The sequence below is a fragment of the Acidimicrobiales bacterium genome (assembly GCA_040219515.1).
In the GTDB taxonomy this organism is placed as follows: domain Bacteria; phylum Actinomycetota; class Acidimicrobiia; order Acidimicrobiales; family Aldehydirespiratoraceae; genus JAJRXC01.
Map to the genome: position 1 here is coordinate 1 of JAVJSI010000009.1, position 15,950 is coordinate 15,950.

A 15,950-nucleotide genomic window follows, 5' to 3' on the forward strand; every position below is an offset into this window, starting at 1 on the left:
AACAGCAGCGTTGCCTGACCCGGGGACGGCGCCCCGGAACCGCGTGGCAGGTCCGCAGGTGCACGCACTGCCTGACCCGGGGACGGCGCCGTGGCCTGTTCCCACAAGGGGGAGAACAACACCGGCGACACCGACACCGACGCGGGGGACATGCCGAGCGCGAGGAGTTCGTCGGCGTTGTACTGCGAGACGGCAATGGCGTGGTCGGCCCGTCGGGCCAGGCGGGCGAGCTGACGACGACCGTGGTCGAGCTCGGCGGCGACGGCGGGTTCCCACGGATCGAAGAACTCCGCCGGGGTCATGTTGTGATAGTTCAACACCAGTCGCTCGGGCCGCGACATCACGTAGTCGCCGACCGGCGACCCGATGGAGGTCTGGTAAAGGATCAGGTCCGGCGCCGGTGCGTTCGGGTGGTCACGGAAGTCACGACCGCGGTCGCGTACCTCGGGATGGACATGGGCCGCGAAGATCTCGGTGTCGGCGCCCATCTCGCGCAGGACGTCATCGACGGCCAGCGTGTGATGACCGACCGCGTCTCTGCCCGCCAGTACTGCCGTGAACTGGTGAACGATCGGACGACGGCTCACGAGCAGCGGGCGATCACGACCGCGTCGTGGCCGGCCTCGCCATGGGCCACCAGCTCGGTCTCGAGGCCCGCCGCCGCCATGGCCCGAACCCATGCTGCCGCCGAGAGACCTCTGCCGGCCAGGAACTCGGCATCGACCGGCGCTCGCGCCGCGAGGTTCTCGGGAACGACGGCCACCGCGCCGCCCGTGCCGACCGCCGCCACTGCCTGATCCAGCAGGCCCAGCAAGGACGACACCCCGGCACGCGCGACGGCGCCGCCGATCACCACGGCACCCAGCGTGCCCGCCTCGATGGCCGCGAGCTCCGCCGTTGCGTCACCCACTCGGAGGTCGAGCCCGGCGTCGATACCGGCCAGGACGGCGGCTGCGTCGGTGTCGACACCGAAGGCCGGGACACCCCGGTCCTGCAACGCCGCCACACACCGTCCCTCGCCGCACGCGGCGACGAGAACGGGACCGTCGACGGTCGCGAGGCGGGCCGCGAGCAGCTCGCCGATCTCGCCGCCCGGCGTGGCCGCCGGCGTGGCGAGCTGGTCGATCCGATCGTCGAGACCGACCGCGGCTTCGACCTCGGTCAGCCGCTCGTCCATCCGCCGCAGGAGGCGCGCGTGCACGTTGTGCAGCGCATTGAGCTGATCGCTCATGTAGCGCAGGTACCAGTAGGTGCCCTTGCGAATCGCACCCTTCACCTGCTTGATGCCCGGCCGCTCGCCGATCGGCGCATCGACATCGATCAGGGACAGTCGATCGACCCGGTCGAGCAGCAACTCCTCGGCGTCGCCCGCGGCGCCCGGAGGTGCGACGTCGGCCCACACCCGTTCGATCTCCCGTTCCAACCGAGCCACATTGACGTCCTCGCGGCGCCGACGCTCGGCCGAGGCGACGACCTCCGCCTGGATTCTCGCTGCGAAGTGATCGTCGTCGAGGGGCGGCACGGCAGTGGACGGGTCGAGATCTGACACGGCCCGAAGCTACCCGGCGGAGCCCGACGACGAGCGGAGGTGCCCCCGTCGGCGGCCGTCGTAGAGCAGGGCAATCGTCACCACGAGTCCTCCGGCGAGCATCCAGAGGCTCGGTCCGAGGCGGGACGGACGGAAGTCGAGGACGACCTCGTCGGTGTCCGGCCCCACGACGACACCGAGGAAGGCGGCGTCGGCCACGACCAGATCGGCGACGTTCCCGTCGACGGTCGCCCGCCAGCCCGGATAGGCCGTACGCGACACGATCAACAGCGCAGGCCGGTCGACCTCGACCCGGACCGCCACCCGGTCTCTTCCGTAGTCGACGTCGAGGACCTCGAGCCCCTCGCCCGCCGACGCAGCCGATGCAGAGGACGAGACCGTCAGGCCGACGTCGCTGTCGACGACATGCCCTCCCGCCGCCACCAGGCCCGCCGCCGCCACCGGATCGTCCTCGACCTGCACCTGGTCGACCAGCAACACCGGCTCCACCGGACGATCGAACAACAGCACGTCGCCGATGCGGGCCAGGGTCAGATCGTCGTCGCCCGCCACCGTGCCGACGGCAAGCGATCCGTCGTCGAGCGTGTCCACGAAGACGGTGCTCGCCGGCGCCCCCACCGAGACGAACACCTCGGCGCCAGGGGCCAGTTCCTCACCGAGCACGGCCACCGAGAGCAGACCCTCGTCGCTCGGCTCGAGCCATCGTTCCTCGACCAACGGACCATCGTTCGTGACCACCTGCACCTGCAGCAACCCACTCACGATCGGCTCCACCCGCAACAGCACCGCTCGCAGACCTCCGGTGGGCACCGAGACGACACCCGTGAGCGGCTGGAGCGCCGGATCGGCCTCCCCGAAGCCGGCGGGAGGTTCGACGACCGAGCCGATCGGAATCGAGTCGGGGAACTGCGCCCAGACACCCACACCGATGGCGTCCCAGACCGGTGTTCTCGGATCGGTGCCCTCGGCGATGTTCGGATAGGTCGGCGTCCCCCCGCCCTCGCGCAGGAGCATGGCGGGGTCGACCGCCCGCAGCAGCTCCTGATAGCCCGCCGACTTGAGCACCTGGCCCCGCGCGTCGTCGATGTCGAAGAGCTGGGTCGTCGAGGCGAAGAAGGTTCGCCCCTCGCCGGCCAGTCGTTCGCCGGGGGCCAGCAGATTCTTGACCTCCTCGTGGGCCGGCGTGGCCGTGAGCCGCTCGGCGGCCGACACGATCGTGGGAACCGGCATGGCGAAGCTCAACATCTCGACACCGACCACGACGACGAGCCCCCAGCCCACCACGGCAGCCGTGGCCTGGCCTCGTATGCGGGCCACGACGAGCGCCACCGTGGCGACGAGGGCGATCGCAGGAACCGTGGAGACGGCCAACACCTCGCGGAACACGCCACCGGCGCGGGCGACGTCGAGCCAATCGAGAATGGACGGCGCCAGGACGAGGGTGGCGCCACCGAGCACGGCGAGGGTCGCCACGACATCGCGCCGGGTCGCCGACCCCGGTTGTTCGAGGATCCGATCCACGCCGAGGGCGGCCCCGAGCGCGAGCCCGACGCTCAGCAGCACCTTGGCTCGCGTCATCAGACCGCCCTGCGAACCGGTGAGGTCGCCGAGCGCCACCCCGACCGGGCCGCCCACGTACGCGATCAGGACCCCGAGCAGGGCGATGGCCGCCAGTGCGAGCGCCAGTGAACGCCGCCGACCCGGGCCACTCCGCAGTCCGCTGACCAGGCCGAACGCCGCCAGCAGCACCACCGAGGCACCGGCATGGGCGTTGAACTCGATCCAGTTCCCCTCACCGAACCAGCTCGGCCCAACGGCATCGCTGCCCCAGACGGCCGGAGCGACCGCCGTCATCAGGTAGGCCACGCCGGCCGACGAGTCATCCGGGTTTCCCACCCGATGACTGGTGTCGCTCCAACCGATGTACTCGCTGAAGCCCAGCAGGTGAGGCCCACCGAGCAGCCCCGCCACCACGATCGCCGCCGCGGCAACCGCCATACGAGCGACCGGCCAACGGCGGCCGCCGGCCGCTCGCCACTCGTGGGCCACCCGCACGAGCGCGTAGACCACGGCCGCGAGCATGAGATAGATGAGCACCGAGGGGAAGTTCGACCACACCATCAGCGCAACGACTCCACCGAGCGGCACCGCCCGCCAGAGCCGCGGGTCGCGGATCAGTCGCTCGATCGCCCACAACAAGCCGGGCGCCAACGCCGCGACCGAACTGTGCGGCCAGTTCATCCAGCCGACCATGAAGCCCGAGAACCCGAACGCGATACCGCCGACCAGGGCCGACACGCGCTGGAGTTCGTGCGCCCGCAGGAAGCCGAACGTCAAGAGGATGGCCACGAGCGCGCGGACTGCGGCGACGAGACCCGGGGCATACCACTGCGGGCTGAACAGGTAGGGCAGCTCGAAGATGGGCGCGCCCGCCTTCATCGTCGGCTGTCCGCCGGCCAGGTCGGGGTTCCACCAGCCGACATCGCCGCTACGGAGATCGTCGGCCAGGCTGCCCCAGTGGGCGTGGATGTTGATCGGATCACCGGGCCCGGTCTCGAGCGAGAAGTCGTCGGGTTGATACGAGTCGAACGGCGGACTCGTGGCGACGATGTCGGCCGAAACGAGACTGCCGCCCCCGAACAACGCAGGCCAGAACGCGAAAGCCACGACGCCGAGAACGACGCCCCAAAGGGCGCGGCGGGATGTCGGAACCGGTGCCATCGTCTGCGGACGCTAGCTTCGCTGACAGCCCATGGTTGCCCTCCACCCGGTTCCGCTCGATCACGGCCCGCCCGATGCATCGATTCCCGACACTGATCTGGTGATCGCACTGGCCGACGACGCCGTGCTCGATCGGGCGGGCGCCGACGCGCTCGTCGAATACGCCGCCACCGAGCCGGCCGATGCCTGGTTCGGCGATGTCACCCACGGTTCGCTCACCCGTCTGCGCACCGCCTGGAGCCCGACCCGAGCCACGGAGGACCCCCACGCCTTCGCCCCGTTCGCGGTGCGGGCCGGCTGGTTGCGGACCCAGGGCATCGCCGCCGATGCACCCGACGTGGCGCAGCGGCTGGCGCAGACCGAGGCCGACGTCGTCCACCTCACGACAACACTGACCCGACATCCCTCGCCACCAGCCACGAACGTACGCAGCCGACCGCCGAGCGGCCGCCCCTCCACCGACATCCCTGCCGCGGCGATCCCTGCCACCGTGACCGTCGTGATCCCCACGGCCGGCGCCCGACTCCCGGACGGCGCCGTCGCGGTCGAGCGACTTCTGGCCCGCCTCGGTGCACTGCCCGAACGGATCGAGTCGGTGTTCGTCGTCGGCGACGAGTTCCACGCCGACCCGGCGGTGCTCGAGGGTCCGGGCCGCCGTGTGGTGCGGCGCCCTCCCGGGCCGTTCAATTTCTCGAGCGCGGTCAACCTCGGCGTGCTGCACGCCCGTTCCCCGATCGTGCTGCTGCTCAACGACGACACCGAGCCCGAGGGCTTCGCCTTCATCGACCGCATGGCTGCCCGCCTCGACGACCCACGAACCGCGGCGGTCGGCGCGCTCTTGACCTACCCCGACGGCACGGTGCAACACGCGGGAATCGTCATCGACGACGCTCGGCCCCTGCACCCCTTCGTCGGCTGGCAGCCGGCCGCGACCGAGCCCCACGGCGGGCTCGTCGCCCGCGACGTCATCGCCGTCACCGGCGCCTGTCTCATGGTGCGCCGTCGTGACTTCCTCGCCGTGGGTGGGATGTCGCCGTCGTTTCCGCTCTCGTTCAACGACATCGATCTGTGTATCCGTCTCCGGCGTGCCGTCGGCAACGTCGTCATCGAGCCGGCGGCCACCCTGGTCCACCACGAGACGCTCACGCGGGCGCCGGTGATCGCCCCCGACGAATGGGACCGTTGGATCGGCCGCTGGGGCGAGATCGTCGACCCGTGGTACCACCCCGCCCACCATCGGCCCGACGACCCCCACGCCCTGGCCCGCAACGCCGACCACCTCCCGCCGGCCACCGACGACCCCGCCGTCCCGGTCACGACCCGGCGCCCGGTCCTGCGGTCCCGAGTTCACCACGCCCGCCTCGCCGCGGCCGACGACTGACGTATCGTTCCGGCGTGCCCCCGTTCGACGAGCTGCCGGTGCCCGGCGACCCCGACCCCATCGAGTCCGACGATCCCACCGTCCTGCGGACCGAGATCCTCCGGCTGCGCGACGGCCTCCTCGGTGCCAACGGACGCGCCGAGGTGCTCGGCGACCGCATCGCCGAACTCGAGCGACGCGAAGCCGAGCTCGATGCCGCCAATTCCGAACTCCACGCGGCGCTGGCCGCCAACCCGCTCATGCGGGTCCTGCGGGCTGCGCGCCGGCGGATGCCTGGAGCAGGCCCGTGAACGGTCCACTCGACGAGTTCCTGTCCACCTACGGCCAGGTGGGCCCGACGCCGGAACCGACGGCCGACGCGGTCCCGTCGTTCAGCGTGATCGTACGCACCCAGGGCACCCGACCGACATCGCTGCACGAGGCCATCGAGTCGTTGGCCGCCCAGCACCATCGCGAGTTCGACGTGGTCGTGGTCGTACACGGCGACGAGGCCACTGCGGAAGGGGTGCGCCGAGATCTCGGGTCCCGTGCCGGCCTGCGCCTCGACGTGATCGGCGTACAGGGCGGCGGCCGTTCGACCCCGCTCAACGCCGGCCTCGAACGGGTCACCGGTTCACACGTGTGCTTCCTCGACGACGACGATCTCGTCGACGACGACTGGCTGGCAGCCTTCGCCGACGCGATCGGGGCGGCGCCCTCCGCGGTCATCCGCGCCGTCACCCGGAGCCAGTCGTGGACGACCGACGGCGGGGTCGAACCGGTACGGGCGACGGGCCCCGTCGAGTTCCCCTTTCCCGATCGGTTCGACCTGCTCGCCCACATGAGCCTGAACCTCACGCCGATCTGTGCGCTGGCCTATCCCCGCCACCTCGTCGACGAGTTCGGTCTGCGCTTCGACGACGACCTTCCCGTCTACGAGGACTGGGACTTCCTGATGCGCGCCGCGATGGTCGCCGGCGTCGTCTCGATCCCGGCCGCGACGTCGCTCTACCGCCGACTCGACGGTGGCAACGCCGACGACGCAGCCACGGTGGCGACATGGGAACGGGCTCACGCCGCCGTGATCGATCGGCTCTCGTCGCGCCCGGTGCTCCTGCCGGCAGGCGACGCTCGCCGACTGGCCGGCACGCACTTCGTGCTCGATGGACGCAGCCGCCACGAGCAGGACCTGGCCTCGGCCCGCGACGAGCTGGATCAGCTCACACGGTCGCCGGTTCGCTGGGGACGGGCGTTCGGTGCTCGACTCGGGAGCGCCGCACGGCACCGCATCGCAGCGCGGCGGCCATGAGCAGCACCCAGTTGTAGGAGAACCAGAGCACGAAGCTCTCGGTCAGGTTCTCGATCACCAGGAACAGCACGAGGGCGAGCCACGTCCACGACGCGACCGAAGGACGCCGCCATGCCGCCTCGAGCGAGCCGTAGAGCGCCAGCCCGATGATGACGAGGAACGGGACGAGTCCGATCAGACCGAGACCGAGCCAGACCTCGAGGAAGCTGCCGTGCGCGCTCCCCCTCCCCAGGAGCGGATCGGCCGCAGTGAAGTCGGGGTCGACCCACACGTTGAACCAGCCGAACCCGTGGAGCGGTCGCTCACCGATGCGGTCCCACACGAGGCCCCAGATGGTGCGCCGCTGCACGAACGTCGACTCGTTCCACAGTTGCGACACCATCACGGACGTGACCGCGATGCCCAGCAGCGCGATCCCGATGGCCGCGGTGCGCACGCGTGGCCCGTATCGATCGGTGCCGACTCGTGCGGCGACGAGCAGGAGCGAGGCGCCGGCCGCGACCACCAGGGCCAACCAGGCGGTGCGACTCCCGCTGCCGAGCATCGCCACCACGCCGATGCCGACGAGCATGCCCGCCCATACCCGCCCCCTCCGACTCCCGAACCAGAGGCTCAGTCCCGCCAGGATGGCCAGACCGGCGACCGGCGCCAAGGAGTTGCGGTTGGTGTAGATGCCGCGCCAGTCGTCGTTGATGTCGCTCCCGATCGAGCTCGAGAGCGCCACGGTGACGAGGCTGGCGCCGACCCCGAGCCCCGAGGCCACGGCCAACGCCCGTCGAAAGTCACCGAACTCGAGATCGGCGATGACCCAGGCGAACGCGGCGAGTCCCACGTAGATCAGGGCCCGACCGCGAGCGATGTCCGGCGACAGGCTCCAGAGACTCGAGAGGACGATCCAGGCACTCATGAACACGACCGGAGCCGCGGCGGCGACATGGGGTCTGGCCAGGCGAGCGCCGTCGAGACGGTACCGATCGAGGACGACCGCCGCCGTTGCCGTGACGGCCACCGCCAGCAGAACGGCCCGGGTGAACGGCTCCTCCCACCCCCGATCACCGTCGAGCAGCCGTTCGCCGACGAAGAACAGCGGCCCGTTGGTCAACACGAGGATGCCGGCCCCAACCACGAGCGGACGGAGCGGGCGCAGACGCATCGTCCCATCGTACCGACGCCGAATCGCTAGGATCCGACCGGTCATGGCCCTGTCCCTCACGATCACTCCCAGCATGCGCAAGAGCGCCTCGCTGATCTACCACTTCGCGGAGCGCGAATCGAAGGCCCGCTACAAGCGCAGCCTGCTCGGCTGGTTCTGGTCGTTCATGAACCCGCTCACCACGGTGCTCGTCTACAGCTTCGTCTTCGGCGTCGTCTACAACGCCGAGCCGCCGCCGACGCGCAACGGCAACGCGGAGAACTTCGGCCTGTACCTGTTCACCGGGCTGATCGTGTGGAGCCTGTTCACGGGTGTGGTCAACGGCTCCATGGGGTGGCTCATCGGGGTGAGCGATCTGCGCAAGAAGATCTACTTCCCCACCGAGACGGCCCTTCTCGGCGGCGCCGCCGCCAACTCGGTCCAGACCGGGCTCGAGGCCATCGTGCTGCTGGTGATCATGGCCGTGCTCGCCAACCTGTCGTGGACGGCGGTCTTCCTTCCCGTCGCCCTCGTGCTCGCCCTCATGTTCGGGCTCGGCATCGGTTTCATCGTGTCGGTCTTCAACGCCCGCTACCGCGACGTGCAGTACCTCGTCGGCATCCTGTTGAACGTGGCGTTCTTCACGGTGCCGATCGTCTTCACCGAAGAACTCCTCAACCGCCCCGACGTCCCCGATCTCGCCCGCACGCTGGTGCTGTGGAATCCACCGTCGCTCTTCATCGACATCGCCCGCGACGCCACCTACTTCCTCGAAGTGCCCCAGTGGAACCGCCTGCTCGCCGCGGCGGCCTGGGCCATCGTCACCTTCGCCATCGGCTGGGTCTACTTCCGTGACCAGAGCATGGCCATCAGCGAGGAACCATGACTGCAGGATCCATCCGCGTCGAGGGTGTTTCGAAGAAGTTCCGCCTCGAACGAAACCGCCCCAGTTCGATCAAGGAAGCCATCCTGCGGATCGGCAAGAAGTCCGAGGCGGACGACTTCTGGGTGTTGCGCGACATCGACCTCGACATCGCGCCCGGATCGTTCTTCGGGCTCATCGGCCACAACGGCAGCGGCAAGTCGACGCTCCTGCGACTCATGGCCGGCATCCATCGACCCACCACCGGAACGATCGAGTCCGAGGGTCGTCTCTCGGCCCTGCTCGAACTCGGCTCGGGCTTCCACCCCGACCTCACCGGTCGGGAGAACGTCTATCTCAACGGCGCCATGCTCGGCCTCAGCCGCAAGCAGATGGCGGCGTCGATGGACCAGATCATCAGCTTCAGCGGCATCGGTGAGTTCATCGACGAGCCGGTGAAGATCTACTCGAGCGGCATGTACGTGCGCCTCGGCTTCGCAGTGGCCGTCAACGTCGACCCCGAGCTCCTGCTCGTCGACGAGGTCATCGCAGTCGGCGACGAGGAGTTCCAACGCCGCTGCATGACCCACATGAACAAGCTCCGTGCCGCCGGCACCACGATCGTCCTCGTCTCACACAACACGCAGTTGATGGCGGATCTGTGCGACACCCTCGGGTGGCTCGACCACGGCCGGCTGATGAAGTTGGGCGATCCCGACGAGGTCGTCGCCGCCTATCTCGACCATGTCAACCGGGGTGACAACACCCTCACGACCCGCGATTGACGCGGCCGAACAGGAAGCCCACTCCCCACGCCACGTGCATGGTGGCGAACACGGCCATCAGCAGGTAGCGATCGGTCTTTCGCGGAAGTGAACCCCGCGAATCACGGGCGACGGCGAGCGCGGCACCGCCGTAGGCGGCCGGCACCAGCAGGCCTCGGGCCCGGCCGCGAACGAGTTCGACGGCCGAGACGAGCAGGCCGATGACCAGCAGCGGCGCCACGGTCTGACGGGGCTGGAGCGAGCGGGGGTTGCGGCGCAACACGTGACGCTTCCACGTGCCGTACTCGTAGTACTGCGACGCCAGGCTGCGGAAGGTCGCCCGAGGTTGGTAGGACACGACGAGGGTCGGGTCGAGCCACACCTGGTGGCCGGCCTCGCGCAGTCGCCAGTTCAGCTCGTAGTCCTGGTTGCGGTCGAGCGTCTCGTCGAAGCCGCCGACTGCCTCCAGCGCGTCACGTCGGAAGACACCCAGATACACGGTGTCGGTGGGCCCCTCGTAACCGTCTCGGCGGAATCGGGCCGGGCCGGCACCGAACGGCGAGCACATGCCCACCGCGATCACCCGTTGCAGGCCGTTGTCGCCCACCGGGTGCTGCACTCCGCCCACGTTGGCCGCACCCGTACGGTCGAGGGTCTCCACCGCCCGCTTCAGATAGCGAGGCGGCAGGACGCTCTGCGCGTCGACCCGCGCGACGATCGGCGCCGACCCCTTGGCCGTGGCCAGGTTGAGTCCGACCGGCGTGCGCCCGGTGGGGTTGGCCACCACGACCACACGGGGATCGGCTGCCGCGCGGGCCTCGGCGATCTCCCAGGTGGCGTCGCGACCGGGACCGACGGCCACCGTCACCGCGACGAGACCGTCGTAGTCCTGTTCGAGCACGGCGTCGAGGCATGAGTCGAGCGTTCCCGCGGCATTGAGCGCCGGAATGATGACGTCGACATCAGGACGCAGCGAGTCGTCGGTGCTCAACGGGCCGACCGTCGCAGCATCACGAGCATGGTCTCGGCCATGATCTGGAGGTCGAGCACCGGCGACCAGTTGACGACGTACTGGAGGTCGTGGCCGAGCTTGTAGCCGGGATCGGTCTGATAGTGCCCCCGAATCTGGGCCAGGCCGGTGATGCCCGGCGGCAGGTCGTGACGCCGCCCGTAGCCGGGGATCAGCTCCTCGAACGCCTCGACGAACTCGGGGCGTTCGGGTCGCGGACCGACGATGGACATCTCACCCTTCAGGACGTTCCACAACTGCGGCAACTCGTCGAGGCGACTCTCGCGCAGCCATCTCATGCCCGGGACCACTCGGGGGTCGTCGGCGTCGGCCAACACGGCACCGACGTGGTCCTCGGCGTCCTCGCGCATCGAGCGGAACTTCACCATCGTGAACCGTTTCGCGCGGTGTCCCACCCGTTCCTGGCGGAAGAACACACCCTTTCCGACGCGCCATCGCACATAGATGCTCAGACAGAGAGCGAGAACGAGCAGCGCCGGGGCCAGCACCAGCAGCACGAGGATCTCGAGCATCCGCTTCAGGCGGAGTCGATAATTGGGCACCGCCTGGGCCCGCAGCGCCACGAAGGGCATCCCGGCGATCTGGCGGCTGCGCTGCAGACCGAGCAGGGTGTCCGAGGGCGAGATCCGGTAGAAGACGCCGACCTTCCCCGCCGCCAGCTGTTCGAGCGGGCTGGGATAGACGAGATCGAGTGAGTCGCCGCTGAGCAGCAGGACGTCGGTCGCCTGCACCCGACCCACCTGCTCGAGCAGTCCGTCGGCGACCGCGGTCTGCCCGACGACCGTGGCGTCGCCGCCGGAATCGGCCAGATGGGCACGCGCCAGCGAGATGTCGTCGGGGTTGCCGACGAGGAGAATGCGCGAGGTCCCGTAGCGGCGGGAGCGAAACCGGCGGGCCACGAAACGACTCACGGCGATGGCGAGGGTCGCGAGACCGAGCAACGCGAGCAGGTTGCCGCGCGGCATCAGATAGCGATTCGTGGCGAGGCCGGCGGCGGCGGTGCCGAGGATCGCGAGCGATGTCAGGAGGCTGATCTTGGGCAGCATGGGCGGAAGGCCGAGCCGTTGCTCGTACTCGTACAAGCCACCGAAGTAGTACGCCGTCATGTGGATCGCCGTCGCGACGCCGAAGCCCACGAGGTAGTGCGAACGTGCGTAGGTGGGCCACTCGACGCCGAAGCGGGCGAAGGTGATCAGCACCATCAGGCTGTAGAGCGTCAACGCGTCGATGACATGGAGGTAGCGGAACCCGTGCCGTCGCAACCGACGGATGACGAACGCCTCGCCACCGTTCGGCGGGCTGTGGGTGGGAGTCTGGTGTGTCCGCATCGTCGGCTCGGCCCGCAGCAGGCTCATGAGGTGCTGCAGGGCTCAGGAGATGCTAACCGCGACGTCGGTTGCCGCGGGCGGCACCGGCCGCCACCACGAGCGCCTCGATCGACTCGTGGGCCGTCGTCACACCGGGAAGAACCGTGCCCACGGCGGGCGCGAGCGGCACCGACGACGCGGTCACCAGGTCCCATGATGGAACCAGCCGCACACCGCAGTCGTGCAGCTGTTGGGCCAAACTACGGACCTTCGCCTGGTCGGACACCACCAGCGCCGGCACGCCGGCCCGAGCGGCCAACACGATCGGGTGATAGCGCGAGCCGACCACCAACCGGGCGCCCATCACCCGGCGGACGTGCTCGTCGACGTCGTCCGCCAACACCTCGGCATCGGTGACGAGAGTCGCCGCGAGCTCGTTGGCGATGTCGGCGTCGCGCGCGCCCCGAAACCGGGACAGAACCACCCGGGCACCGAGCGCCACCGCCAACCGATCCAGCGCGCCGGCGATCGCATCGATCGGCGGCGCCTCGATCCGTCGCGACGCCGGACTGACCACGCCGGGACCGACGGCGCCCCCGACGCTCACCAGGATCTCTGCTGCCGGCTCGACCGTGGGCAGGTCGAGCCCGAAGACCACGTCGGCGCCCGTCGTCGCGGTGACGCCGGCGGCGGCCAGGGCGGCCGTCGATGCCTCGTCCCGGGTGATCACCGTCGCGTCGCGCAACGCGTGCCGGAGGAGCGATCGCGAGGATTGCCGACGAAGCGGCTCGGCGCCGACGCCGATCGCCGCGATCGGGATTCCCCGGCGCCGCGCCGCCAGCACCACGGCGAGGTGTCCGGGGAGGCTCCACACACTCGAGGAGTCCTGGAGAATGCCGCCGGGTCCGAGACAGACTCCGTCCATCGAGGCGACCGTCGACCATCCCCGCGGCCCCCAGGGGACCGACTCGACGCCGTGCAGCGCGCTCGTGCGGGCCGGCTGTCGAGAGGCGATGACCGGGCACGCGCCCGCCGATCGCAACCGCTGGACCATCGCGCGGGTGAGCAGTTCATCGCCGACGTTGCCCGCGCCCGCCCAGCCGGACACCAGAATCCGGGGCTCGACAGTCGAGGATGCGGCGGGGCTGGACACTCCGCGGACGCTACCCCTGCTGCTAACGTCATCGGACCATGGCGAGCACCGTTCAACCCCGACTCTCCGTCGTGATGCCCTGCTACAACGAGACCGCCACGATCGACGAGATCGTGAAACGGGTCCTCGCGAGCCCCCACACGGCCGAGCTGATCATCGTCGACGACGGTTCGACCGATGGCACGCGAGACCGGCTCGCCACCTTCGACGACGAGCGGGTCCGCGTCGTTCTCCAACCCGAGAATCGGGGGAAGGGCGCGGCGATCCGTCGCGGGTTCGAGGAAGCCCGGAGCGAGTTCGTGATCGTGCAGGACGCCGACCTCGAATACGACCCCGTCGACTACGACCTGGTGCTCGAACCGCTGCTCAGCGGGGCCGCCGACGTGGTCTACGGCAGCCGTTTCCAATCGAGCCGACCGCGCCGGGTGCTCTACTTCTGGCACTCGGTCGGCAATCGGATGCTCACGTTGCTGTCCAACATGTTCACCGACCTGAACCTCACCGACATGGAGACGTGCTTCAAGGCGTTCCGCACCGAGGTCGTGAAGAGCCTCGATCTCACCGAGGACCGCTTCGGCATCGAGCCCGAGATCACCGCCAAGGTCGCCGCCGGAGGTTGGAGCGTGTGGGAGGTCGGCATCTCCTATTCCGGACGCACCTACGCCGACGGCAAGAAGATCAACTGGCGCGACGGCGTCGCTGCGGTGCGCTGCATCGTGAAGTACGGCGTCGAGACGCGTCGCAGTCGCCCGAGCCATCTGCGCGGCTAGAACAGCGCGAGATCCGGCGGTGCGACCGCACCGGTCCAGGCCGCCGGCGCGTCGGCCAGTCGGAACTCGAAGGTGACCATCTGGGCCCGGGAGACGGTGTCGCCCGGCGAGAACGAGAACGGCGTGGTTCCCGTCGTCACCCCGTTCTCCGCCATCCAGGCGACGGCCGTCGCATAGAACGCGCCCGGCGCCACATCGCGAAAGCCGGACCCGAACGCCGGGGACGGCTGTCCGGCGGTGCGCCACATGAAGGTGGCCAACTGCCCGCGGGTGACCGGTTCGTCCGGCGAGAACCGTCCCGGTGCGGTGCCGGTGGTCACGCCGACGGCCGACGCCCACGCCACCGCCTGGGTGTACCACTCACCCGTCGCCACATCGTCGAACACCGACCCGTTCCCATGGTCGGGCGACCCCATGAATCGCCAGAGGAAGGTGACGGCCTGGGCCCGGGTGAGCGAGCCGTCGGGGACGAAGGAGTTCGTGCCGATCCCGGTGGACACGCCCCTCACCTTGGCCCAGTCGGCCGCCTCGACCCAGTAGCCGTCGACGGCATCGACGAAGGGAACGAAGTCCACCAGTGGGCCGAGCCGGAGCTCGGGATAGCGCGGATCGTGGTCGAACGGGTTGGGGGTCGTGCGCTCGACCATCGAGCCCGCCACCCGCAGAAGGTTGCGCGTCCGCGCCACCGACCATTCGGACGGGAGCCGCTCATCCACGAGGGCGAGGGCCGCGGCCACGTGCGGCGCCGAGAACGAGGTGCCGGTCTGGTCGGCGAAGCCCGACGGGTCGAAGCTGTCGAGCACCGTCGTCATGATCGGGCCACCGGGCGCCAGCAGGTCGAGGTCGGCGCTCGTGTTCGAGAAGCCGGCGACGGCGCCGGCGGCATCGGTGGCACCGACGGCCACCACCCCGGGGAGACAGGCGGGAAAGCTCACGGCATCGACCCACCCCTGGTTCCCGCTTGCCGCGACGACTGCGATACCGGCGGAGGCGAGACGATCGATCACGTCCTCCCACACTGCGTCCTCACAGCCCTGAGGGGAACCGCCGAGGCTGAGGTTGACGGCGGCGATGTCGAACGTGTCGCGGAGTGCGTAGACCTCTTCGAGCGCGGCCAACACCCCGGCCTCCGGAATGTAGGTGCGATAGCGCTCTTCGGGATCGGTGGCGTCGAGGTCGCCGTCGACGACGGCGGTCACCCGCAGGGCGATGATGCCGGCATCGGGCGCCACCCCGGCGAGCGCGGCGTCGTCACCGGAGATCACCCCGGCGACGGCCGTGCCGTGGGTGCAACTCAGCGGGATGGTGACGCAGGGTGTGGCCGTGGGGCTGCGGCGCTCACCGTTGTCGCACTGCTCGACGACGTCGATCTGACCGTTGTCCGAGATGCCGTCGAGGAAGCACCCCTGGGCGACGACCGAGCTGCCGAGGTCTGCGTCGACCAGTCCGGGATGGTCGTCATCGACCCCGCTGTCGATGACGGCGACGACACGCCCCTCGCCGCTGTACCCCTCGATCCGGAAGTCGGTGGCGCCGACCGTGGCGGTGCTCTCGTCGAGGGTGAGCTGCAGATCGTCGCGAGCCGTTCTCACCGACGCCACCGAAGCCGACGATTCCAGCGCCGCGAGGCCGTCGAGTGTCACGTCGGCCGCCATGAGATCCAGGGATTCGAGCACTCCGGTGGTCTCGATGCCGTCGGACAGGTCGAGCAGACTCGCCTGGATCGGCGCGTCGCCGGGAACCCCGAGATCGACGAGATCGACGATCACCGCCACAGTGTGGTCGGCCTCGCTGCCGCTCGGCTCCCCGCCCTCCGCTGCGCCGGCGCGCCCGTGGGTCGACAGCAACACCGCGAGGGCGGCGACCGTGACGAGCGGGATGCGACGCATTCTGGCTCCGTTCGGGCGAGGCGGATGTACCACTCCGTATTCAACACCAGTAACTTCGGCACCGTGGTTCGGGCCCTGAGACTTCTCGTCGAGGTGACGCACAC

At 69.7% G+C, this 15,950-nt stretch carries 14 protein-coding genes; 6 read left to right on the top strand and 8 right to left on the bottom strand.

Annotation, left to right across the window (positions count from 1 at the left end; genetic code table 11):
- From RIB98_06675 to RIB98_06685, 3 genes are all read right to left on the bottom strand, one after another.
- A partial coding sequence (locus tag RIB98_06675) for a glycosyltransferase (GenBank protein MEQ8840647.1) occupies positions 1-587 on the bottom strand: 587 nt, incomplete at its 3' end.
- Positions 584-1,549 (bottom strand): methionine biosynthesis protein MetW, encoded by a 966-nt coding sequence (locus RIB98_06680; GenBank protein MEQ8840648.1) that lies wholly within the window; start codon positions 1,547-1,549, stop codon positions 584-586. The genes RIB98_06675 and RIB98_06680, both read right to left, overlap by 4 nt.
- A 9-nt stretch (positions 1,550-1,558) precedes the next feature.
- A complete protein-coding gene (locus tag RIB98_06685; protein MEQ8840649.1) occupies positions 1,559-4,270 on the bottom strand; it encodes a hypothetical protein in 2,712 nt (903 codons plus the stop codon).
- 31 nt (positions 4,271-4,301) lie between these two features.
- On the opposite strand from RIB98_06685, the gene RIB98_06690 reads away from it, so the two are divergent.
- The 3 genes from RIB98_06690 to RIB98_06700 are packed head-to-tail and all read left to right on the top strand — an operon-like array spanning position 4,302 to position 6,939.
- Positions 4,302-5,651: a glycosyltransferase gene (locus RIB98_06690; GenBank protein ID MEQ8840650.1), complete on the top strand. Its 1,350-nt coding sequence runs from the start codon at positions 4,302-4,304 to the stop codon at positions 5,649-5,651.
- Between the two features lie 14 nt (positions 5,652-5,665).
- Positions 5,666-5,941: a hypothetical protein gene (locus RIB98_06695; protein MEQ8840651.1), complete on the top strand. Its 276-nt coding sequence runs from the start codon at positions 5,666-5,668 to the stop codon at positions 5,939-5,941.
- The gene (locus RIB98_06700; protein ID MEQ8840652.1) at positions 5,938-6,939 is read left to right on the top strand and encodes a glycosyltransferase family 2 protein; all 1,002 of its coding nucleotides are present in this window, start codon (positions 5,938-5,940) and stop codon (positions 6,937-6,939) included. The genes RIB98_06695 and RIB98_06700 overlap by 4 nt, the downstream gene beginning before the upstream one ends.
- Here RIB98_06700 and RIB98_06705 read toward each other — a convergent pair.
- Positions 6,851-8,092: an O-antigen ligase family protein gene (locus tag RIB98_06705; protein ID MEQ8840653.1), complete on the bottom strand. Its 1,242-nt coding sequence runs from the start codon at positions 8,090-8,092 to the stop codon at positions 6,851-6,853. The genes RIB98_06700 and RIB98_06705 overlap by 89 nt on opposite strands.
- Positions 8,093-8,135: 43 nt before the next feature.
- Between RIB98_06705 and RIB98_06710 the strand changes: the two genes are divergently transcribed.
- Together RIB98_06710 and RIB98_06715 are read left to right on the top strand one after the other, a co-directional pair.
- Positions 8,136-8,957, top strand: coding sequence for an ABC transporter permease (locus RIB98_06710; protein MEQ8840654.1), 822 nt, complete (start codon positions 8,136-8,138; stop codon positions 8,955-8,957).
- Entirely contained in the window at positions 8,954-9,718 is a 765-nt protein-coding gene (locus RIB98_06715; protein MEQ8840655.1) for an ABC transporter ATP-binding protein, read from the top strand. The genes RIB98_06710 and RIB98_06715 overlap by 4 nt, the downstream gene beginning before the upstream one ends.
- Here the strand turns inward: RIB98_06715 and RIB98_06720 are convergent.
- The 3 genes from RIB98_06720 to RIB98_06730 are packed head-to-tail and all read right to left on the bottom strand — an operon-like array spanning position 9,702 to position 13,187.
- Positions 9,702-10,688, bottom strand: a complete 987-nt coding sequence (locus tag RIB98_06720) for a glycosyltransferase family 2 protein (GenBank protein ID MEQ8840656.1) — start codon at positions 10,686-10,688, stop codon at positions 9,702-9,704. The genes RIB98_06715 and RIB98_06720 overlap by 17 nt on opposite strands.
- The gene (locus tag RIB98_06725) at positions 10,685-12,082 is read right to left on the bottom strand and encodes a sugar transferase (GenBank protein ID MEQ8840657.1); all 1,398 of its coding nucleotides are present in this window, start codon (positions 12,080-12,082) and stop codon (positions 10,685-10,687) included. The genes RIB98_06720 and RIB98_06725 overlap by 4 nt, the downstream gene beginning before the upstream one ends.
- A gap of 25 nt (positions 12,083-12,107) precedes the next feature.
- Positions 12,108-13,187 (bottom strand): polysaccharide pyruvyl transferase family protein, encoded by a 1,080-nt coding sequence (locus RIB98_06730; GenBank protein ID MEQ8840658.1) that lies wholly within the window; start codon positions 13,185-13,187, stop codon positions 12,108-12,110.
- A 38-nt stretch (positions 13,188-13,225) separates the two neighbouring features.
- Here RIB98_06730 and RIB98_06735 point away from each other — a divergent pair, with 38 nt between their 5' ends.
- Positions 13,226-13,957: a glycosyltransferase family 2 protein gene (locus tag RIB98_06735; protein ID MEQ8840659.1), complete on the top strand. Its 732-nt coding sequence runs from the start codon at positions 13,226-13,228 to the stop codon at positions 13,955-13,957.
- Here the strand turns inward: RIB98_06735 and RIB98_06740 are convergent.
- Positions 13,954-15,846, bottom strand: a complete 1,893-nt coding sequence (locus RIB98_06740) for a S8 family serine peptidase (GenBank protein MEQ8840660.1) — start codon at positions 15,844-15,846, stop codon at positions 13,954-13,956. The two genes, RIB98_06735 and RIB98_06740, sit on opposite strands and share 4 nt — an antisense overlap.
- Positions 15,847-15,950 lie beyond the last annotated feature (104 nt).